Origin of the sequence: Kitasatospora sp. NPDC101235 (assembly GCF_044767505.1) — a bacterium.
Classification (GTDB): Bacteria; Actinomycetota; Actinomycetes; order Streptomycetales; family Streptomycetaceae; genus Kitasatospora.
Window position 1 is genome coordinate 42,504 of the sequence record NZ_JBIWNZ010000024.1, and the last position, 20,650, is coordinate 63,153.

The 20,650-nt window shown below is 71.4% G+C and carries 16 protein-coding genes and 1 tRNA gene; 14 read left to right on the forward strand and 3 right to left on the reverse strand.

The window, feature by feature from the left end; all coding sequences use genetic code 11:
- Positions 1 to 12 precede the first annotated feature (12 nt).
- The 7 genes from ACIRRH_RS31610 to ACIRRH_RS31640 all read left to right on the forward strand — a co-directional run bounded on the left by ACIRRH_RS31610 (position 13) and on the right by ACIRRH_RS31640 (position 7,057).
- Positions 13 to 780, forward strand: a complete 768-nt coding sequence (locus ACIRRH_RS31610) for a transglycosylase family protein (protein WP_403074176.1) — start codon at positions 13 to 15, stop codon at positions 778 to 780.
- Between the two features lie 407 nt (positions 781 to 1,187).
- Positions 1,188 to 1,877, forward strand: coding sequence for an alpha-ketoglutarate-dependent dioxygenase AlkB family protein (locus tag ACIRRH_RS31615; protein ID WP_403074364.1), 690 nt, complete (start codon positions 1,188 to 1,190; stop codon positions 1,875 to 1,877).
- Between the two features lie 190 nt (positions 1,878 to 2,067).
- Complete coding sequence (locus ACIRRH_RS31620) at positions 2,068 to 2,937, forward strand: acyl-CoA thioesterase (RefSeq protein ID WP_403074178.1); 870 nt, start codon at positions 2,068 to 2,070, stop codon at positions 2,935 to 2,937.
- A gap of 194 nt (positions 2,938 to 3,131) precedes the next feature.
- Complete coding sequence (locus ACIRRH_RS31625) at positions 3,132 to 3,968, forward strand: DUF1684 domain-containing protein (protein ID WP_403074180.1); 837 nt, start codon at positions 3,132 to 3,134, stop codon at positions 3,966 to 3,968.
- 140 nt (positions 3,969 to 4,108) lie between these two features.
- Complete coding sequence (locus ACIRRH_RS31630) at positions 4,109 to 5,443, forward strand: MFS transporter (RefSeq protein WP_403074182.1); 1,335 nt, start codon at positions 4,109 to 4,111, stop codon at positions 5,441 to 5,443.
- 134 nt (positions 5,444 to 5,577) lie between these two features.
- Positions 5,578 to 5,651: transfer RNA gene (locus tag ACIRRH_RS31635), tRNA-Pro, on the forward strand.
- A gap of 875 nt (positions 5,652 to 6,526) precedes the next feature.
- Positions 6,527 to 7,057 carry a hypothetical protein gene (locus tag ACIRRH_RS31640; protein ID WP_403074184.1) on the forward strand — a complete coding sequence of 177 codons (531 nt, stop codon included), beginning with the start codon at positions 6,527 to 6,529 and terminating at the stop codon, positions 7,055 to 7,057.
- Positions 7,058 to 7,168: 111 nt separating this feature from the next.
- Here ACIRRH_RS31640 and ACIRRH_RS31645 read toward each other — a convergent pair whose 3' ends face one another.
- The gene (locus ACIRRH_RS31645) at positions 7,169 to 7,525 is read right to left on the reverse strand and encodes a hypothetical protein (protein ID WP_403074186.1); all 357 of its coding nucleotides are present in this window, start codon (positions 7,523 to 7,525) and stop codon (positions 7,169 to 7,171) included.
- Between the two features lie 71 nt (positions 7,526 to 7,596).
- A complete protein-coding gene (locus ACIRRH_RS31650; RefSeq protein WP_403074188.1) occupies positions 7,597 to 8,151 on the reverse strand; it encodes a hypothetical protein in 555 nt (184 codons plus the stop codon).
- Between the two features lie 986 nt (positions 8,152 to 9,137).
- Between ACIRRH_RS31650 and ACIRRH_RS31655 the strand changes: the two genes are divergently transcribed.
- Positions 9,138 to 10,841, forward strand: a complete 1,704-nt coding sequence (locus ACIRRH_RS31655) for a hypothetical protein (RefSeq protein ID WP_403074190.1) — start codon at positions 9,138 to 9,140, stop codon at positions 10,839 to 10,841.
- Positions 10,842 to 11,027: 186 nt separating this feature from the next.
- Here the strand turns inward: ACIRRH_RS31655 and ACIRRH_RS31660 are convergent, their stop codons facing one another.
- A complete protein-coding gene (locus ACIRRH_RS31660; protein ID WP_403074192.1) occupies positions 11,028 to 12,392 on the reverse strand; it encodes an HNH endonuclease in 1,365 nt (454 codons plus the stop codon).
- A 232-nt stretch (positions 12,393 to 12,624) separates the two neighbouring features.
- On the opposite strand from ACIRRH_RS31660, the gene casA reads away from it, so the two are divergent.
- Genes casA through cas3 form a run of 6 tightly spaced genes read left to right on the forward strand, consistent with a single transcriptional unit; the run spans position 12,625 to position 20,195 of the window.
- Positions 12,625 to 14,172 carry a type I-E CRISPR-associated protein Cse1/CasA gene (gene casA, locus ACIRRH_RS31665; protein WP_403074194.1) on the forward strand — a complete coding sequence of 516 codons (1,548 nt, stop codon included), beginning with the start codon at positions 12,625 to 12,627 and terminating at the stop codon, positions 14,170 to 14,172.
- Complete coding sequence (gene casB / locus ACIRRH_RS31670) at positions 14,169 to 14,771, forward strand: type I-E CRISPR-associated protein Cse2/CasB (RefSeq protein WP_403074196.1); 603 nt, start codon at positions 14,169 to 14,171, stop codon at positions 14,769 to 14,771. Before casA ends, casB begins: the two co-directional genes overlap by 4 nt.
- A 6-nt stretch (positions 14,772 to 14,777) precedes the next feature.
- The gene (locus ACIRRH_RS31675; protein ID WP_403074198.1) at positions 14,778 to 16,037 is read left to right on the forward strand and encodes a type I-E CRISPR-associated protein Cas7/Cse4/CasC; all 1,260 of its coding nucleotides are present in this window, start codon (positions 14,778 to 14,780) and stop codon (positions 16,035 to 16,037) included.
- Positions 16,034 to 16,771: a type I-E CRISPR-associated protein Cas5/CasD gene (cas5e, locus tag ACIRRH_RS31680; protein ID WP_403074200.1), complete on the forward strand. Its 738-nt coding sequence runs from the start codon at positions 16,034 to 16,036 to the stop codon at positions 16,769 to 16,771. Before ACIRRH_RS31675 ends, cas5e begins: the two co-directional genes overlap by 4 nt.
- Entirely contained in the window at positions 16,768 to 17,475 is a 708-nt protein-coding gene (gene cas6e, locus ACIRRH_RS31685) for a type I-E CRISPR-associated protein Cas6/Cse3/CasE (RefSeq protein ID WP_403074202.1), read from the forward strand. Before cas5e ends, cas6e begins: the two co-directional genes overlap by 4 nt.
- A gap of 8 nt (positions 17,476 to 17,483) precedes the next feature.
- On the forward strand, positions 17,484 to 20,195 hold the full coding sequence (gene cas3, locus ACIRRH_RS31690; RefSeq protein ID WP_403074204.1) for a CRISPR-associated helicase Cas3': 2,712 nt from the start codon (positions 17,484 to 17,486) through the stop codon (positions 20,193 to 20,195).
- The last annotated feature ends 455 nt before the right edge of the window (positions 20,196 to 20,650 follow it).

Genomic DNA, 20,650 nt, shown 5'->3' on the forward strand with positions numbered 1-20,650 from the left:
GAGAGGAACCCCATGACCTTCCGTAACGAGAACGCCGCTGCCACCACCTCCACCGTCACCAAGCGCAACCGCGTGCGGATGGCTGTCGTGGCGGGCGCCGCTGTCGCGGCCCTGCCGGTGGCCGGCCTCGTCACGGCCACCTCGGCCTCCGCCGCCTCCGTCTCCACCTGGGACGCCGTCGCCCAGTGCGAGAGCGGCGGCAACTGGGCCATCAACACCGGCAACGGTTTCTACGGCGGTCTCCAGTTCACCTCCAGCACCTGGGCCGCGTTCGGTGGCACCGCCTACGCCCCGCAGGCCAACCAGGCCACCAAGGCGCAGCAGATCGCCGTCGCCGAGAAGGTCCTCGCCTCGCAGGGCCCGGGCGCCTGGCCCGTCTGCTCCGTCAAGGCCGGTCTGACCAAGGGCGGCGCCCCGGCCGCCGTCGACACCTCGGCGGGCTCCACCTCCGGCTCGACGGCCGCCAAGCCGGCGCAGACCCCGAAGGCCGCCGCCAAGCCGGCCGAGGCCCCGAAGACCGCCCCCAAGGCTCAGGCCGCGCCGAAGGCTCAGGCCGCGCCGAAGAACGAGGCCGCGCCGAAGGCTGCCGCCCCGAAGGCAGACGCCCAGAAGGCCGCGCCGAAGGCCGCCAAGGGCAGCTACACCGTCAAGGCCGGTGACACCCTGAGCTCCATCGCCGCCGCGCAGGGCCTGGACTGGCACGACCTGTACCAGAACAACGCCAAGGTCATCGGCGGCAACCCGGACCTGATCTTCCCGGGCCAGACCCTCAGCATCTGAGGTCCCCGGGGCCCCGAGGCGGGGGCCCCGAGGCGCCGTGCGCAGCTGATCCCGGCTGCCCGGGCCTCACCCTGCCGGTGCCTGACCGGGCACCGACGTGCCGACCTACCGACGTAGCGACGTACCGATGTGCTCGGCTTCCACGGCCGCTCCTCCGCCGCGCGGGTTCTCCCGCCGGCCGGGGGAGCGGCCGTCTGTGTCTCACGGTGTCCGGCCCAGTGCCCGTGCGGTTGGCGCGCGGCGTGCCCGGGGTCGGCTGCCGTGCCGCATTCGTGCGATGAACGCATAGATGTGGGGCGGGTCGTGGTGGGCGTGGGCGCCGCCGTGGCGGTGCTGCCGGCCACCGGGTCGGGCGGCGGGTGCGGGGCTGGGTCCGGGTAGGCGCGGTGCGGGAGGATGGTGGGGTGATCCAGGGCGAGCTGTTCAGCGACCCGGGCGGGTCTCCGGGCGTGCGCGAGCGTTCCGAGCCGGCCCCCGGCGCCGTCCTGCTCCCCGGCTGGCTGGACCTCGACGCGCAGCGCCGCCTGGTCGCCGCCTGCCGGGAGTGGGCCCGCCCGCCGGCCGGCCTGCACGCCGTGCGGATGCCCACCGGCGGGATGATGTCCGTCCGGATGGTGAGCCTCGGCCTGTACTGGTACCCGTACGGGTACCGGCGGATCGCCGAGGACGGCGCGCCCGTCAAGCCGTTCCCGCCGCTGCTCGGGGACCTGGCCCGCAGCGCCGTCGCCGAGGCGTACGGCGCCGCGCTGGGGGAGGTCGCGGGTGCGGCCTCGTACGAGCCGGACATCGCGATCGTCAACCACTACGCGCACGGCGCGAAGATGGGCCTCCACCAGGACCGCGACGAGCGGGCGGACGCGCCGGTGGTCTCGCTCTCGCTGGGCGACGGCTGTGTCTTCCGGCTGGGGAACACCGAGACGAGGACCCGGCCGTGGACCGACCTGGAACTGCGCAGTGGCGACCTGCTGGTGTTCGGCGGTCCGGCCCGGTTCGCCTACCACGGGGTGGTGCGGACGCTGCCGGGGACGGCCGATCCGGAGCTGGGGCTGGTCGGGCGGCTCAACATCACGGTGCGGGAGTCGGGGCTGGGGGAGTGACCGGGAATCCTCCGAGGTCTCCCGGGGTCTCCTGGGTGACAGCGCCGTCTCGTTCGTTCACCTGTTCATTGACTCGTCTACTCGTTCGAGTGAAATGGGAGCTCCGGACCGCTGCACGGGAATGACCCGGGTCGCCGGAGAATTCGAGTGAGCTGGAGAATTCGTTCGGAGTCCGAGAGGAAGCGTGCGCATGGGTACCCCCGTCGACGACCTTGTCGATCTGCTCGACCTGGAGCAGATCGAACTCAACATCTTCCGTGGGCGCAGCCCCGAGGAGGCGCTGCAACGTACGTTCGGCGGCCAGGTCGCCGGGCAGGCGCTGGTCGCGGCGGGGCGCACGGTGGACGACGAGCGCCCGGTCCACTCGCTGCACGCCTACTTCCTGCGCCCCGGGGTCCCCGGCGTGCCGATCGTCTACCAGGTCGACCGGATCCGCGACGGCCGCTCCTTCACCACCCGCCGGGTGCTCGGTATCCAGGGCGGCCGGTCGATCTTCGCGCTCACCGCCGACTTCCACGTACCGGAGGAGGGCGGCATCGAGCACCAGTACCCGATGCCGGCCGTCGCCGCACCCGAGGAACTGCCCAGCGCCCTGGAGGAGGTCGGCTCCCGGCTCGGCGAGCTGCCCCCGTTCATCAGCCGCCGCCAGCCCTTCGACGTCCGCTACGTCGACCGGCTGCGCTGGACCAAGGAGGAGCTGGAGGGCGTCGAGGCGCGCAGCGGCGTCTGGCTGCGCACCAACGGCCCGCTGCCGGACGACCCGCTGATCCACGTCTGCGCCCTCACCTACGCCAGTGACATGACGCTGCTGGACGCCGTCCGCGCCCCGGTCGAGCCGCTGTGGGGCGATCGGAGCTTCGACATGGCGTCGCTCGACCACGCGATGTGGTTCCACCAGCCGTTCCGGACAGACGACTGGCTGCTGTACCAGCAGGAGTCCCCGATCGCGCACGGTGCGCGCGGCCTGGCGCGCGGGCAGATCTTCGACCGGCACGGCCAGCTGGTGGTGTCCGTGGTGCAGGAAGGGCTGTTCCGTCCGCTGAAGCGCCGCGACGGATAGGTACGACGGGTGGATACGGGTAGGTGATGTGTGTGGCCCGTGTGGTGCCCCGTGTCAGCGCGTTGCCGCCGTGTTGCAGTTTCGGCGGCTTCGCTCGGACGGGAATGATCCGTCCGAGCGGACGGTGTTGTGGATGACCGAGACGGGCGGCCCGAACGGCGGGCCGTCCGCGGACCGACCGGGAGGGTGGACCGATGACGGCGACGGCCGCGGAGGACTGGAAGCACTGGAGCGACGGCCGGGCGGCGTCGGTGAGCGCGACGCACGGCCAGCTCGCACTCACCGGCACGCACTGGCTGGAGCCCGAACCCGCCGAGATCCCCGGCCTGCCCGGGCGCTGGTGGGCCGAGGCCGAGGCCGGGGCCGGGGCCGGGGCCGAGGGCGTCCGGCTCCGGGCGGCGGCGTCCGACGGCATCACGGTCAACGGCGCGGGCGCGTCGGTGGACGGTGAGGGCGCGCCGGTGGACGGCGAGGTGCTGCTCCGCCCGGACAGTGACCCGGCCGCCGACACCGCCACCCTGGGCGACCTGCTGCTCGTCCCGATCGAGCGCGAGGGCGAGCTGGCGCTGCGGGTCTTCGACCCGGCCGCGCCACGCCGGACCGCCTTTGCCGGCATCTCCGCCTACCCGTACGCGCCCGAGTGGGCCGTGCCCGCCGTCTTCACCCCGTTCGAGGACGACGATGCGCGGTCGGTCGTGGTCCCGAACGCCGACGGCCGCGAGCGCCCGCTGGCCGTCTCCGGGCAGATCGCCTTCACCGTGGCGGGCGAGCACCGCACGCTGACCGTCAGCCGGTCGGGCGGGCGGCTCAGCGGCGTGATCGCGGACGCGACCAGTGGCATCGACACCTACCGCTTCCGTTTCATCACCCTGCCGGCACCGGACGCCGAGGGCCGCACCATCCTCGACCTGAACCGGGCCTACCTGCCGCCGTGCGCCTTCTCGGACCACTTCATCTGCCCGTTCCCGCCGCCGGGCAATCGGCTGGACTTCGCGGTGGAGGCGGGGGAGAAGCAGGTGCTGAGCCGGTAGCGCGCGCGGGCGGTGGCGGGCCCGGGCGCTTGGGCGGGCCCCGGTGCGAGGCCGCCCGGGGGCGGAGCGGAGCATGGGGGATTATGTCGAACAATCAACATTCCACGTCCTCCCCCTTGCCCGCGCCGTCCGGCTCCCCCGTGCCCTCCCCGCCCTCCTCGGCCCCCTCGCCCTCGTCCGCTGAGCCCGACCCCGATCCCGGGCCGCGGGACGGACCCGGACCGGAGGCGGCCGCCGACTCACCCTGGTACCGGCGGGCATTCGCCGACCTCAGCCCGCTGCGCGACCACGCCGACTACCGCCGGGTCTGGGCCGGGCAGGCCGTCTCCTCCATAGGCCAGCAGATGACGGCCGTCGCCGTCTCCGTCCAGGTCTACGACCTGACCGGCTCCGCCTTCGCGACCGGCCTGGTCGGCATCTTCTCCCTCGTTCCGCTGGTCGCCTTCGGCCTCTACGGCGGTGCGATCGCCGACACCGTCGACCGGCGCCGACTGGGCCTGATCGGCTCGGCGGGCCTGGCTGCCGTCTCCGCCGTCCTGGCCGCTCAGGCGCTGGCCGGCCTCAGCTTGGTCGCCGTCCTGTACGCCGCCGTCGCCGTCCAAGCCGGCTTCTTCGCGCTCAGCTCGCCCGCCCGCTCCGCGATGATCCCCCGCTTGGTGCCCAGCCACCAGCTCCCGGCGGCGAACGCCCTGAACACTGTCAGCATGAACCTCGGCCTCACCGTCGGCCCGATGCTCGGCGGCGTCCTCATCGGCGCGTACGGCGCCCAGGCCGCCTACCTGATCGACACCGTCGCCTTCACCGGCACCCTCTACGCGATGTGGCGCCTGCCCGCCATGCGGCCGCTCGGCGAGCGCAAGGGCCGCGCCTCCGTCCTCGACGGCCTCCGCTTCCTGCGCGAGCAGCCCAACCTGCGCACCAGCTTCCTCGCCGACCTGGCCGCGATGGTCTTCGGCATGCCGCGCGCCCTCTTCCCGGCCATCGCGGTCACCTTCTACGGCGGCGACGCCGGCACCGTCGGCCTGCTGGTCTCCGCCCCGGCCGTCGGTGCCCTGGTCGGCGCGCTCTTCTCCGGCTGGGTCGGCCGCGTGCACCGCCAGGGCGCCGCCATCCTCGCCGCCGTCGCCGCCTGGGGCCTGGCCATCGCGGCCTTCGGAGCCCTGCACAACCTCTGGCTCGGCCTCCTGCTGCTCGCGGTCGCGGGCTGTGCCGACACCGTCAGCATGATCTTCCGCAACACGATGATGCAGGTCGCGGCCCCGGACGAGATGCGCGGCCGACTCCAGGGCATCTTCATCGTGGTCGTGGCCGGCGGCCCCCGCCTCGGCGACTTCGAGTCCGGAACCGTCGCCGCCCTCACCAACCCCGCCACCTCCGTCATCACCGGCGGCCTCGCCTGCGTCGCCGCCGTCCTCCTCCTCGCCGCCCGCCGCCCCGCCTTCCTCACCTACGACGCCCGCCACCCGACCCCCTGACCCACCCACTCCCAGACCTGGCAGCGAGCACCCCCCGACGTGCTGTATTGTTTTCCACGTCGCCGGGACAACCGGAGACAAGGTCGAGAAGCCCACAGCAGAGCCCCCAGGCCCCGCTGCAGGCGCCGAGACCACGGGACGTGGCGCAGCTTGGTAGCGCACTTGACTGGGGGTCAAGGGGTCGCAGGTTCAAATCCTGTCGTCCCGACAGTGATGTCGGAAGGCCGTTGGCCGGGAGAAATTCCAGGTCAGCGGCCTTTTGCGTGATTGGGCATCAGATTCGGCGGGACACTCGTTCGCATACGGTTGGGGACCAGATGGGGACCAAGCGGCCCCGGAATGGTCGAATCCAGGGGTCGAGGCCCCCTCAAGGGGCGTTTCCGGCCTCGAAATTGACTACCCACGGTAACCGAGATTAAATCGTGACCAACGATTTTTCGACACCCTATGACGCAATCCGGCCATGTTTTCGGGCAGTTGGGCGACCGTCTTCGAATCTGTCAAGGTGTCAGCCGATTTCGTGACCTCGTGCTGGAGGCGTCTCGCGGCTCATCCGGGACGCCTCCGCATGCCCGTCGGGGATCTGTCTGCTACCCGTGATCATCTACGCACAGTGATCACCGCCGAGGCGGGCGGGCGGGCGAAGCGGCCGACGACCACGAGTGCGCGGAGGCCGCAGCATCAGACGAGGCCTGAGCCGCCCGCCCGGCCGCGCGATGGCTTGGTCCGCACATACCCGGGCCTCGGGCTTGCCGGTGAGGACCTGGTGCCTGCGCTGCATGCGGCCAAGGGCGAGGCGCGGCTGGTGACCTGAGTCAGAGGCTTGCCGTTGGTTGGGCACGAGTCGTCCTGGACCTTGTTCGCGACAGGCCCCGGGCTCCTGTGGTACCCAGGAGCCCGTCGATCATGGCCCGGAGCGGGCCGCAGAACGAGGGGGACTCTGTGACCGAGCCGTCCACGCCAAGCCGTCCTTCCGGGCCGCCGCCCGCACCCGGGACACCGTCGCGGCCGATCGCCCCTCCGGCGCCGACGGCCGCCCCGGTCCGCCGCAGCGGGATCGACCTCCAGGGGTGGAGCGCCGTGGTGACCGCCGCCGTCGCGGTCGTCACCCTGGGCGCCGGCTTCGCGGGCGGCTTCTACACCCAGGCTCGGGTGACCGACGACTCCCGGCCGCAGCCGGCCGTCACGGTCACCGTGCCCGGTCCGACCGTCACGGTGACAGGCTCCACCGTGACCGCGCCCCCGGCGGGCAGCCAGGGCTCCGCACCGGTCCTGAACCCGTTGCCCAGCGGGATGGCAGGCAGCCCGACACCGACCGCGGTGCGGGTCCTCAGCGCCTCCCCGGATGGCGGTCAGGGCGGAACGAAGTCGGTCCTCACCGGCCGGGGCTTCCCACCCAACGAGGTCGTCCGCGTGTCCTTCATCATCAAGGGCGACCTCGGCGAGGACTACAAGACGCGCGACCTGCGCGACACCACGACGGACGCCACCGGGGCGTTCTCCGTCGAGGTGGTGATCCCCTCCGACCTGAAGTACGACGCGAACCTGAACGCGTACCTGCGGGCCCGCACGACTGCCACGAAGACCGAGACGGTGTTCGACCTCATCGCCTGATCGGTGCCGGTGAGCCCGTCGCTCGGACCGCCGTTCGATCCGTGCGTGATCCTGCTCGGGGACGTGCTGTGGCCCGACACCGCGATGGTGTCGGGCCACAGCACGTAGCCGCTACGAGCGGCGGGTGCCGGGCCGCCTCCGGTTCACGGACCGACTCCTCTGGGCGTGCGTCCTGCGGGCCCGTACCGCGATGCGGACCTCGGCGTCCGGCGGGTTGGTGGTGTGGCGGGCGGCCAGGCGATGCAGCTCGCCGACCCGTCGCGACGGGTACCGTCGGGCCGACACGTGTACCGGGCGCGGCGTACCCACGACGGAGCCGACCCGGGGCAGGGTGCCCGCCGCGACGTCGGGGGAGGAGGGGGCGTTGCCGCGCAGTGCGCGGGCCAGGCGGCGAACGCTGTAGTCGGCCAGCACGAGGATGGCGGTAACGAACAGGCGCACACCGAGGGCGTGCAGGTACTCGTTCATGGAACGTCTCCGAAGAAGTAGGACATCCTGGTCTCGGAGACCCGTGCGTAGGCGTCGGCGCAGCCCTGGAGCTAAGCGACCAGGGCCAGAGCGAGCTGCCGCGACGGGCCGGAATCCGTCCTTGGCAGCCTGGGAACGATGGGGATCTCCAGCCGTCTGATGCCGCACGCCATGGTCAGTGTGATGACTTCGGGGCCCTCGGTCGTCGGCGAGACGGTGGGTGCCGTCGCCGGGATGACCGGCTGGAAGGATGCGACGAGGCCGGCCAGCTCGATCAGGCGGTCCACCCGACGTAGAACCGCGGCGCTCCACTCGGGGCCGCGGCGCTTCGCTCGCTCTGCGACCTTGAGGAAGGCCATGTCGAAGTTGGCGTGGTTCGGTCCTGTGCGGCGGTGGACATGGTGCGCGATGGCCAGGTGGTCGAGCACTGTCAGCTGGCGCTTGCGCCGGTCGACCACGGGTCGCTGGTAGACCTCCCCGGTGTACTGCACGACGACATCGAGGTCCCGTAGGGACGCCACCGTGGCGTGGTGAAGTGCGCCAGCGTCGAACTGGCCTGTCAGCTGGAGGAGCCAGTGGCGAGATGACCGGGAGGAGACGACGGTGATGTCCGCGTCGTCCACCACCGGGGAAACGGCAGTGTGGACCGCGTAGCTGCCACGCACGGACCGGGGGCCGGGGGGCCATCCAGTCTGATGGCCTGACAACTCGCTCTTCACACCAGGGAGTTTATGGGCTAACTCCTACCTCGCGGTGTCACCGGGCGTCGCTCGAATGGGTGAACTTGTGGCGCAACGCCGCGAACTGGGGCGGAAGTTGGAGCGAGTCGTTGTTGAACGCTCTCCGTGGGGACGGCATCCGCAGGGGCCGACGGGAGCATGCAGGCGGGCACTCGACGCCGGGGCGCCAGCAATACCCTCTCGTCGAGTGGCGCCAGCCGGCGCGAGGGGTCACGGTGCGGACAGATCCGCAGGGCCTACGGCCACTTCCCACGGCAGTACGACTTGCTGGGGCATCCTTGACAGGGTTCGGACCAGATCCGAACGGTGCAACGAGTATCCGGAGGCCAGAAGGACCCGGACGTAGGCGTCCAGCGCCCGCAACAGCTCGTCCGGCACCCCACGTTGAGCCGGTACGTCCCAGACGCCGTCGAGCAGCTTGTCTGCCTCATCGCCGGTCGTACGGAAATGCGGATGGCGATCCCAGGCGGGCAGGTGCTGCAGTGTGCCCCGGTCACGTCGACTCCGGCTCATCAGACGGTTGCCCCCAGCTCCAGGACCCGGACCACCGCCATCTCGGATACTGCGACAACCGCCGCCGTCGGCTGCTCCATCCCGCCTCCCTCATCAGCTGTGTCTCCCTGCGCCAGGCTACGTCCCCGGCTGGCCCGGCATCGCCGAAGTCGTCCGGTGGCCGCCTCTCTCGGCCTGCTTTTGCCACGGTGGAGTCTCGGTCCGTGGTACGCCAACCACCATGCCGGCTGGGAAAATTGTGGAGAGGAGGCCCGGCGGCAACCACTAGGCTGCACAGCAGATCCGATGGACCTGGATCAGGACGCCCATCCTGCCGTTCACGCCCATCCGGTTTTCAACAGGCGGCGGAGAGGGAGTTCATGGCCACGGCGGATGAAGCAACCTTGGCCGTCCTCGACGTGGCTTCGCAGGGCTTCGTGCACTATCCCGACATCTCCACCAGACTGGGCGATGCGCGGCTGGACGGCGCCGATGGGCGGGACGACGAGCACATCGAGGCACTCCGGGCGGGGTTCGTGTTCTTCCTGCGCCCCGATGGCACCTTCGTCGGCGGGTACGCAGGCGCCGGCCCGCAGCCGTGGCCGCAGGAGCTTTCCGGTGTCGCCGACCCCGTGCTCGACGTGTGGGACGCCTACGCCGAGGTCGCTGAGCATCCCGGTGTCCGTGCTCGCCTGCACGACCTCCTGCAGTCCGCCCGCGTCGGCCGTCTCAGGTTCGAACACCTCCGTGCGGCAGCGGACGCGTACGTCGAGGCGGCGGACTGGTTCGAAGCCGCTCCGCAGGCTTCGAGCGGCCGACTTCTTGCCGCGAAGTCCCTGGTGCGCGCGTTCGAACTCGCCGTGTCAGTGAACCTGCCCCTCTCCACAAGCATCGCGGCGACGATGGTCGCCCGGGCCGACGCGGAGATGGACAGGAGCGACGAAGGCCCGGGCGTCGTGGGCTACCTGATCGATCCGCTGGTGTCGCGCCCAAAGTGGCACGCCTACGCCCTTCCCGTTGCGGAGAGGGCAGCCGAGCACTACCGCCGAGACCCGCACGTTCGGATCTCCTTCCTGAACGACCTCGCGAAGGTGACCAAGAACGACCCTGCCGCTGTCGACCGGATCAACCGCGCCATCGTCGCCACCTACACCGACGCAGCCGACAAGTTCACCGGACTCGCGAAGCTGACGCTGCTCACCGAGGCTGCCGTTCACGCACGGGACAAGGGTCTCGCCGACCTGCACACGGACATCCGCATGCGGCAGCAGGCGCTGTCCCGCGACGATCTGGAACTGCAGTGGGTCGGTACCTCCGCCGAACTGCCGGAGCAACTGTTCGACGCCTGCCAGGCCTACATCGACGAGGCCAAGGATCTCGAGGACGCCCTGCAGCGTGTCGCCGGCCATCCGGCGCCCTCCCCGGGCGAGGCGACGGCCGACGACGTCGAGCAGGGGTCGGCTCCAACCTTCTTCCGCCTCGACACGAACCGGATCAACACCGCCGGCCCTGTACTCGTTCACAGTACGGGGCAGCAAGAAGGGCCCGAGCACTACCAGCGCATCATGCACCTGGAACTGACCGGCCTCCTGGTCAGCCGACAGCTCGATGCCGTCTGGCAGCGCTTCGAGCCCAGCACCGACGAGTTGGTGCTGGCCCTGACCCATCCGATCGTTCTTCCCGCCAAGCGGGCCGAACTTCTGGCCCGCGCCTTCCAGCTGCACTGGGAGTATGACGAGATCGCCTTGTACGTCGCCCTTCCCCTCGTCGAGGGCATTCTGCGCCGGTACCTCAAACAGCATGCACCAGTGATCAACCTGGCCAAGGGCGACTCCGCCGGCGGTGTCAGCCAACTCGGAGGTCTCCTGCGCAACCTGGCCGAGTTGCCGGACTTGGCAGGAAGCGAGTGGGCCAAGGGATTCCTGCTCCTCCTCGCCGACCCAGCAGTGGGGCCCAACCTTCGAAACAACATCGCACACGACCTCTGGGAGGCGGTCCCCTCGCGCCACCAAGCGGCGCTGGTGTTGCTGGCCGCTTTGGTTCTCCTCCGGGCGGCGTCCGCAGAGTCGGCGAACGGGGCCTGAGCACGCTCTGGCCCGGTTGCCGTTGACGCCGGTTGCTGATAGCGAGTTGGCTGATCTTCAGTTGGGCCCGGTCCTGGCGAGCGCCAGGATCGGGCCCCGCCGTGCTCGGCGGGCACCGGATGCGGCAGCAGCGCGGGCTCCGCTCCGGGGGCTTGGGAGGTCGGGGGCGCTGCTTCAGGGGACATCTCAGGCGTGCCCGAGGAACTGGCGGTGTCTGTCCAGCGCGGCCTTGCGGAAGGCCTCGCGCAACTGCTCACCGGCGGTGCCGCGCGTTTTGATGGTGTGGCAGTTGGGGCACAGGGCGATCATCGCCTCGGGTATGTCGGCGCCGCCGCGCGCGTGGTCGTCGACGTGGTCGACTTCGAGGAGGTAGTCGCCGTTGACGGAGCGGTCGGAGGTGAAGCGGGGATTGGGACAGGTGGGGTTCTCGCAGGCTCCGAGGCTGCGTTCGAGGACGGCCTGGCGGGCGGCGGCGCTGCGGGAGAGCCGGGTGCCGGTGAGCGGCCGGGGGCGGTGCGAGCGGCCGGCTGCGGTGGTCTCGCGTGCGGCGTGGTCGAGGTCTCGGTAGCGGGTGGGCGCGGCCATGGTGCGCAGGAGGTCGGCGACCGCCGTGCAGCGGGCGGGCCCGGACCGGCCCTCCGCCGGATCGGCCGGCAGGGCGTAGGCGCCGGTGGCCGCGTCCCATTGCCCGAAGAACGCGGCGGCGTTCAGCCGTGCGCACTCCCATCGCGAGTGGCCGAGCGGCGCGAGAACCTCCGGATGGTGGGGGATGAGGTCCCCGTCGGGAAGTCTGTCTCCGATGAGGGCGTATTCGAAGTCCCCGAAGAGGGAAGCGTATGCGCGGCTTCGGTCGAACAGGACAACGCGCTTGTCTCTGATCAGCTTGGTGAGAGCGGGGGACACTTCCTCGAACCGGGGAGCGTCGGCGACCTGGTCGGCGGACAACCCCCAGGGGGCGAGGCCGACCTGGGGCAGTACGCCCCATTGCGGGTTGACCAGCTGATGCCAGAGCAGGGAGCCAGACGTATCGGAGACGGTGAACTCGCACGACACGAGTGCCACGGCCGGATCGTCGGTTCGGCGTGGAGGTTCACCGATAGAGGAGACCGCCATGATCACCGTGTTCGGGTCGGCCAGGACCTCGGCCGCCCAGTGGGACGCCGAGCGCCGGTCCGCGGCGAGACGTGCCGTGCTCGGTTCGGCGCCCAGCGCCTCGGCCTCGTCGACGTTGTACAGCGGTTCCACGGGAGTGACCGTGACGGACTCCCGTTGGTTGCGCCAATTGGTGACCTCGACTTGGATGGGCGCGGCGAACTGGAAGGCGTCCGGCGCCAGCAGGTTGGCGGGACGTCGGCCCGTTGCGTGGAGCTCGGCGGCCGTCCGCCGGGTGGCCGGTGTCGTTCGCCAGTGCTGGCCGATTCCGTCAGGCCGAGCGAAGACGGTGCGCGCCGCGATCGACGCGAACAGAGGCACTCCGAAGCCGACGGGGATGCCGCCGCACAGCACGGGTTCGGTGATGGTCGGTGCGGGATTCGCGGAGTGGCTGGTCACCGCGTGATCGTATGGTCTGGAGGCGCGCGAGCGGAGCACTGGGTGCCCGGGCCGAGGGGTGTAGGGCCTGGTGGTTGTGCCCGCACACGGCACGACTGCCGGGTGATGCCGTTGTGCTTCCACCATGGTGACGCTCTTGAACGGTGGCCTTTGCAGACCTAGGCTGGATATATCCGATGGATAGTCCTATAGCGGGGCTAATCCGGCATCGTGAAGGGGGGCGCTATGCGCCATGGACCCCGACGACCTGTGCTCCGGTCCCTTCTTCCGACTACGGCTCAGCCGTACCGCTGATCCGACTGAGCTGGTACGGCTGTTCCCCAGGGCGGGGCCCGGCGAGGTCGTGACGGCAGGGCTGTCGGCCACCCTCAAGGGCGCGCACCTGGTTGAGGACCTCGTGGTGGCCAACCCTGCCTGCGAGACCATGCTGAGGCGCCTGCTGACCGCGATGACCGTCCGGATCGCCGGCCTCGACGCCGCAGCAGACCCGGGGGAGTGGTACCGGCACTTGGCCGCGCTCATCCGGCGCGGACGGCTCCCGGCCCGCGCCGTCGACGCGTACATCCGACCGCTGCGGGGACGCCTGCGCCTGTCCGTTCTGTTGCAGGACCCGCGGCTGCGCGAGGAGTGCTCGAAGAGCGCGGCGCCGGGCAAGCTCGCGATGGACCGGCCGTCGGGCCATAACCAGCCGTGGCGCCCGCACACCCCGGAGCACGAGCCGCTGGAGGCGGCCAATGCGCTGTTGTGGGTGCTGGCCTGGCAGGGCTTCGGCCCCTCGGGCATGGGGGCCCTGCGTGCTTACGACGGCGTGGTGAGCAAGCAGATGAGGGCCGGCGCCCTGCGCGGCTCCATCTCCTACCACCCGCTCGGCGACACGCTCTTCGCCGGCCTCGTGCTCGGCTGCCCGCCTCCGCACCTGTGGCCCGATCCCCCGGGCGACGACCGGGCACCGTGGGAGCGCGAGGACCTCCCGGACCCGCTGCACCCGGTCGTGCCGGGCGGACCGGCGACCCTGCTGATCGGCCGCTCCGCCCACGCCGTGCTGCTGGACCTGGACCCCGACCGGACGAAGGCTGTCGGCTGCTGGGTCGCCTGGGCCACACGGACCCCGGTCCCGCCCGCCGCCGACCCGTTCCTGATCCACTACCAGAAAGGCTTCCGGCACGCCGACGCCCGCCGCCACCTGCTGCGCGACTTCGACGCACTCGTCCACGCCGCAGTGCCCGGCGCCACGCCGGCCAAGGGCATCACGATGCCGGCCTGGCTCGGCACGCTCGCCGCTCTTCCCAAGGAGACCCTCGACGCCCTCGGGCCGGTGCGCGTACGCGCCCTCGGCTGCCAGCAGCAGTCCCAGGAACGGGGCGAGGTCCAGTGGGTGAGCGAGACCACCCCGGCCGGCATCGCCGCGTTCCTGCCCGGGCACGACCCGGCCCGCGAGGTGTGCCTCGGCCGGCTGCACACCGACACCGAGGAAGCCGCCGACACCCTGCGGTACTGCCTGAGAGGGGCCTGGCAGCAGATGGCCCCCGGCACGGCGGACCAGGCCCCGTGGCTCGACGATGCCCTCGGCCAGTACTGGGACACCGCCGACCGCCTCTTCTGGCCCGCTGCCGTGAACGGCGGAGACCTGCCGGACTTCGCGCACACCGCCCTCGGCCTCTACGACACCCACACCCTGCCCTACGCTGCGCGCCCGCCCGGGCTCGCCGCCATCGCACGCCACCGCAGACCCCTCGACCGGCTCGCACGACGAAGCGCACCACGAGGAACACCACCATGACCACCTCCCCACAAGCCCCCGCCCCACCCAAGGCCGACGCACGAGCGAACCGCTTCGACACCTACATGGCCGTCGTCCGCCAGGCCTGCTCCACCCCCGCCGGCCGCGCCGCCCTACGCGACGGCCTGGCCGACGACTTCCGACACCGGTGGCCGCTCTACCGGCACTTGCTGCGCCACGGCCAGATCCCCTCGGCCCCGGACCGCGACAACGAGCTTCCCTACCTGCTCGTGGCCTCCCTCTACGCGCTCCACGACGCCCCCAACCCGACCACGACCAACCGACCCGACAAGCAGCCGAGGCCGTCCAGGCCGTGGCGCAACCTCGGCTGGTCCTACCGCACCGCCGTCGACCGCCACCTGCTGGCGTCCGACCACGCCGAGTCCGACCTGAACAGCCTTGCCCAGCTCACCTTGACGAGCCTGTACCGCGCCCTGCCGGGCGTGGTCGGACAACTGCGCGCGCAGCACGTTCCCGTCGAATGGCCCGTCCTGCTGCGCGACCTGACGCGCTGGCAGCGCCACGGCGACGAGGTCCGCATCGCCTGGGCCCGCGCCTTCTACAACCAAGATCCACGACCCACCCCGACCAGGTGGTGAACCCGAATGACAGCCAGCCCCGTCCACGTGGACGTCCACATCCTGCAGAACTACCCCTACTCCAACCTCAACCGGGACCGCTGGGGCCGCCCCAAGCAGGCCCAGTACGGCGGCTCCACCCGCTCACGCACCTCCTCCCAGCACGAATCGCGCACCCGCCGCGGCGCCGTCGAAACGGCCACCGGCATCGTCGCCCTGCGCACCCGTCACGTCCCCGAGCTGGTCGCCGACACCCTGACGCGGCGTGGCTGGAACGAAGAAATCGCCCTGGCGGCAGGCCGGATGATGATCCCCGCAGCGCAGATCACCGGGCTTGGCCTGAACGACGCCGGCACGACCAACGCCCTGCTCTTCCTGCCCGACACCGCCATCGACGCGCTCGCCGACGTCGCCGACGCCCACAAGGCGGCCATCACCAAGGCCAAGGCCGCCGCCGACAAGGACGAGAAAGCCGCGAAAACCTCCCGCGGACGCGGGAAGAAACCCGCGGCAGGGGAAGCGAGCGACACCGCTGACACCGACGCTGACACCGAGGACGAACAGGCCGCGAGCGCCGTGTTCGCCACCCTCGCCGAACACGCCAAGGACGCGATCCCGCCTGCTGACGTCCGCACGATCCTCGCCACCCGCAATGCGAGCATCGCCGCGTTCGGCCGCATGCTCGCCAACGAACCCGGATCCGAAGTCCGCGGCGCCTCCCACACCGCCCACGCTCTCACCACCCACCAGGTCGAGCCCGAACTGGACTTCTACGACGCCATCGACGACGTCCAACACACCCACGGCGCAGCCCACCTGGGCGAACAGCACTACAGCAGCGGCGTCTACTACGCCTACAACTCCCTGAACATCCCCCTGCTGCTGACCAACCTCGACCAGGACTGGGACGACGTCGTCCAGGAGATCGTCCGCGCCTACCTGCGCGCCGCCGCCCTGGAACCGCAGCCGGCCAAGGCCACCAGCACCGCCCCCTTCACCCTCCCGCACCTGCTCTACATCGCGGTGCGCACCGACCGCCCCGTCAGCCTCGTCGGCGCCTTCGAGACCCCCGTGCCCGCGACCGAGGACGGCTACCTGCCCGAGTCGATCCACCGGCTCGACGCCCACGCCGCCGCCGTCCACGAGTTCCTCGGCACCTCCGGACTCGCTGCCCACGCCCACGCCGGACTGACCGACGCGAAACTCCCCGCACTCGGCGAACGCATCCACCCCGTCGACGACCTCGTCGACTGGACCCTCACCCAGATCGGCAAGGCCCTGGCATGAACGGCGGCCTGATCCTCCACCTGTCCGGCCCCCTGCAAGCCTGGGGCGGACCCCAGGGCCACGGCTCCTACCCCACCGGCACCCACCCCACCCGATCCGCCCTCATCGGCCTGCTCGCCGCAACCCTCGGACGCCCCCCGGACAGCGACAACCACGACCTCGCCCGGCTCCACTTCACCATCCGCGTCGACCGCCCCGGCCACCGCGAAAGCGACTTCCACACCATCGGCGGCGGCTACCCGCCCCAGCACACACCCCCCGACGCCACCGGCCGCCACCGCACCAAACCCGGCGAAGGCACCCTCGTCACCACCCGCTGGTACATCGCCGACGCCGCCTTCACCATCGCCGTCACCGGCCCCACCCGAACCCTGCACACCCTCGCCGACGCCCTCGACCACCCCCACTACCCGCCCTACCTCGGCCGCCGCAGCTGCGTCCCCGACACCCCCCTCACCGCCTGGACCACCCCCGGCAACCCCGTCACCGAACTACACCACTTCCCCCTGCACCGCCCCCACCGCCCCACCGGACCCGTCGAGTTCATCTCCGACACCCCACCCCGAAACGGCCGACCACCCGACGCGACACTGCGCAACAACCCCGGCCCCGGCCGCACCTTCGACGACTACGACCTGTGGCACCACCACGAACACCTCCCACCCGACACCCCCGCCGCCACCGGCACCGCCTACCTCAAAGCCCTCACCCACTACCAGGAGAACCGGCCATGACCACCACCACCGCCACCAGGACCGCCCCGCCCACCCACCGCGCAACGCGCCGCCAGGCCGGCCCCTACCTCACCCGCCTCACCCTCGGCACCCGCAACAGAGCCGCCTACCTCGACCTCTACGACCGCACCCACCTCCACCACCGCCTCCAGACCCTCACCCCCGACCCCCACACCACCCAGACCCGCCTCCTCTACCGCCTCGAAGCCCACCCCGACGCCCCCCTCCTGCTCGTCCAGACCCCCCAACCCCCCGACCCCGCCCGGCTCCCCGCCGGCTACGCCGCCTCCATCGAAACCCGCCCGCTCGGCGAACTCCTCGACTGGATCGCACCCGGCCGCGCCCTGCGCTACCGCATCGACGCCAACCCCAGCCACCACGAGAACCCGCCCGACCACCCCGCCGGCGCGCCCCGCCCGCACAACTACACCCCCCGCCACGCCTCCAACGCCGAGGAAGCCCTCGCCTGGTGGCACCGCCAGGCCGAACGCGCCGGCCTCACCCTCACCACCACCCTCGACACCCGCCAGGACGCCGTCTTCGCCAGCCGCAAAGGAGCCGCCGACCTACGCCTTCCGACCGTCCGATTCGAGGGCACCGCCACCGTCACCGACCCCGACGCCCTGCGCACCGCCATCACCCGCGGCATCGGCCAGGGCAAGGCCTTCGGCCTCGGCCTGCTCTCCATCGCCCCCCACCGCTGACCACCACCATGCGACCGCCAACCCGCCCCTGGGCCAAGAACGAAGGCCTCACCGCCCCCTACGGCGTCACCCTCCACGGACTGGACACCGCCGCCATGGCCGGCGCCCTGTGGAGCCAGTACCTCTCCCGCCACCAGCGCCGCCTCATCGCCCGCGGCTGGCACCTCACCCAGGACCAGACCCGGCTCCTGATCATGTTCCTCGCCGTCCTCCACGACATCGGCAAGATCCAACCCGCCTGGCAGGCCGCCGTCCCCGCCGCCGACCACCTCACCGGCCACCCCGGCTACACCCCTACACCAGCCGGCATCCCCCGCCTGCGGCACGAGCGCGCCACCCTCTACGTCTTGCCCGAACTCCTGCACCGCCTGCGCGGCCTGCCCCTGGACGGCAGCCCCAACGACCTCGTCGCCCACCAGCTCGCGCAGATCGCCGCCACCCACCACGGCACCTTCCCACCCGCGCTGACCCACCTGCGCGACGAACTCGCCCACCCCGCCGCCGCCCTGCCCGCTCTCGGCACCGACGGCTGGGACCGCGAACGCGAACACCTCCTCCGCACCGCCGACACCCTGCTCGACCAGCCCGCCCTACCCGCACGCCCCGCACCGGCGACCACCGCGATCCTCACCGCCGGCCTCATCTCCCTCGCCGACTGGCTCGCCTCCCAGCACACCTGGATCACCAAGCGCCAAACCGACTGGGCGACCGGCGCCGTCACCAGCACAGCCGCCCACCTACGCCGAGCCCTTCGCCTGGCCCCCGCCGCCCTGCGCGAGGCCCAACTGCGAACCCCGACCGTCATTTTGCCGACGACCATGCACGCGATGTTCCCCCACCTGGACGGGCACCGGCTCTACCCGCTGCAGCAGAGCATCGAGCGGGAGCTGCCCACCCTGGTCGACCGGCTCGGCCCGGGCCTGCTGCTGATCACCGCGCCCACCGGCGACGCCAAGACCGAATGCGGTCTGTTCGCCGTGTGCCTGCTCGGCGCCGCCGCCCACTGCATCGGCACCGCTCTGTTCCTGCCGAACCGCGCCACCTGCGAACCGATGTGGGAACGCCTCCGCGCGCACACCCTCGCCACCACCCGAGGCCCGGCCCCCACCGGCCTGGTCCACCACCTCGCCTGGCTCGACACCCACTTCAACCCCCTGCGCCGCACGCTCGCCAGCGACGCCGCCATCGTCGACGAGTGGCTGCGCGGACGCTACCGGCCCATGCTCGGCTACGCCTTCGCCGCGACCTGGGACCAGCTCACCACCGCCGTCCTGCCGGCCCGTTACAACACGGTGCGCTGGCTCGGCATCACCCGCAAAACCGTCGTCATCGACGAAGCCCACGCCTACGGCCCCTACGAACACCAGCTCACCAAGGAAGCCCTCCACTGGCTCGGTGCGTTCGGCGTCCCTGTCGTCCTGCTCTCCGCCACCCTCACCGGCGACACCGCCGCCGACCTCGTCCACGCCTACCGCAGCGGCGCCGGCCACACCGACACCCCCGCCCTCGCGCACCGCTATCCCGGCTGGACCTACACCGACCTGGCCACCGGCACCATCACCCCCAGCCCCACCATCCCGTCCGACCGGGCCCACACCCTCACCATCACCGTCACCCCCGCCACCCACACCCACGACCCCGCAGACCCCGACGGCCGTGCCCGTGCCCTCCTCGAAGCCCTCCGCCCGCTCCACGACGCCCGCCGCGGCGTCGCGCTGATCGTCTGCGACACCATCGACGACGCCCAGGCCACCCACGACCTTCTCGACGCCACGTGGGGGAGCAGCCCCGACACCCCCCGGCTCCTCCTTCTCCAGTCCGCCATACCGCACCACCGCCGCACCGCCGCTACCCGCAAGCTCCAGCGCTGGACCGGCAAGGGCCGTCCCAGGCCCGACCGGCCGCTCGTCACCGTGGCCACCCAACTCGTCGAGCAGAGCCTCGACATCGACACCGACCTCGTCATCACCGACCTCGCCCCCCTCGCGCTGATCATCCAGCGCGCCGGCCGCCAGTTCCGACACCCGCGCACCGACCGGCCCCCATGGGCCACCGGCCCGCACATCACCGTCCTCGTCCCACCCGGCGCCCTCCCGAAAGCCTGGCTCCAGGTCTACGACGAATCCCTCCTCCAGCACACCCGCACCGCACTCGGACCCGCCGGAGACCACCACCTCGCCATCCCGGAAGACCTCCCGGCCTTCCTCGACCCCGTCTACGAGCCGGACTTCACCAACCCCGCCGGCATCACCCGCCAAGGCCGAGAAGCCGCCGAACACGCACAGGGCACGCAAGCCGCGGTACCCCGCCCTGCCCGGATCACCGACCTGCACCTGCTGTCCGAAGGCGAAGACCCACACCCCGAAACCCGCCTCGGCGCCGACACCCTGCGCATCCTGCCCGTCTACACCACAGACGGCCGGACATGGCTCAACCGCCGAACCACCCAACCCCTGCCCGACCTGATCGACCCCGCAGCGATGCACCGCCTCATGCACCTCACCATTCCCGTCCGCGCAGCCCTCCTCGACACAGCCGACCCCGACACCGACCCACCACCCACCTGGAAGAACATCGCTGCCCTGCGCCACCTCCGGCTCCTGCCCCAACGGATGGACAACGCGACCCCCCAGCCGTACCGAGGCCGCCACCGCAATCTCATCGTCCACCCCACCCTCGGACTGGTTAGCCGGACAGACAGGCAAGGCCTCGATCCTTGACAAAGAAACAGCAAAGCCGCCGAAACCTTGCAGATCATCAAAAGTGCTCTTCCGGCGTACGGAGTTCGGCCATTCTGGGTCATGAGCAGGGAGTACGTGGTCTGGTGCTCTCCCGGCGTACGGAGCTCGGCCGATGTACAGGTCGGTCGCCGGGGTGGTCGGTCGGTGCTCTCCCGGCGGGCGGAGATCGGCCGTTCTTGGGGATGTCCAGCCCAGTCGTCAACGGCTGTTCTCCCGGCGGGCGCGGAGATCGGCCGGCCGTCTGGCCCTACCGGGTCGGGGTGATGGCGTTCTCTCAGCGCACGGAGATCAGCCGTTGTACGCCGCGTTGCCCTCGTCGCCGTGCTTGTGCTCTCCCGGTGGGCGGAGATTGGCCGCGGGTCCAGCTGAAGTGGACCACCCGGAGCAAGTGCTCTCGGCGTACGGAGCTCGGCCGGCGGAGGGCGAGGCCCAGA

Bases quoted from the DNA above. Each gene is read 5' to 3' on its own strand.
- casB (WP_403074196.1), top strand. From the start codon at position 14,169: ATGACCACCTCCCCACAAGCCCCCGCCCCACCCAAGGCCGACGCACGA.
- ACIRRH_RS31625 (WP_403074180.1), top strand. From the start codon at position 3,132: ATGACGGCGACGGCCGCGGAGGACTGGAAGCACTGGAGCGACGGCCGG.
- cas3 (WP_403074204.1), top strand. From the start codon at position 17,484: ATGCGACCGCCAACCCGCCCCTGGGCCAAGAACGAAGGCCTCACCGCC.
- ACIRRH_RS31620 (WP_403074178.1), top strand. From the start codon at position 2,068: ATGGGTACCCCCGTCGACGACCTTGTCGATCTGCTCGACCTGGAGCAG.
- casA (WP_403074194.1), top strand. From the start codon at position 12,625: ATGGACCCCGACGACCTGTGCTCCGGTCCCTTCTTCCGACTACGGCTC.
- ACIRRH_RS31610 (WP_403074176.1), top strand. From the start codon at position 13: ATGACCTTCCGTAACGAGAACGCCGCTGCCACCACCTCCACCGTCACC.
- cas5e (WP_403074200.1), top strand. From the start codon at position 16,034: ATGAACGGCGGCCTGATCCTCCACCTGTCCGGCCCCCTGCAAGCCTGG.
- ACIRRH_RS31655 (WP_403074190.1), top strand. From the start codon at position 9,138: ATGGCCACGGCGGATGAAGCAACCTTGGCCGTCCTCGACGTGGCTTCG.
- cas6e (WP_403074202.1), top strand. From the start codon at position 16,768: ATGACCACCACCACCGCCACCAGGACCGCCCCGCCCACCCACCGCGCA.
- ACIRRH_RS31675 (WP_403074198.1), top strand. From the start codon at position 14,778: ATGACAGCCAGCCCCGTCCACGTGGACGTCCACATCCTGCAGAACTAC.
- ACIRRH_RS31645 (WP_403074186.1), bottom strand. From the start codon at position 7,525: ATGAACGAGTACCTGCACGCCCTCGGTGTGCGCCTGTTCGTTACCGCC.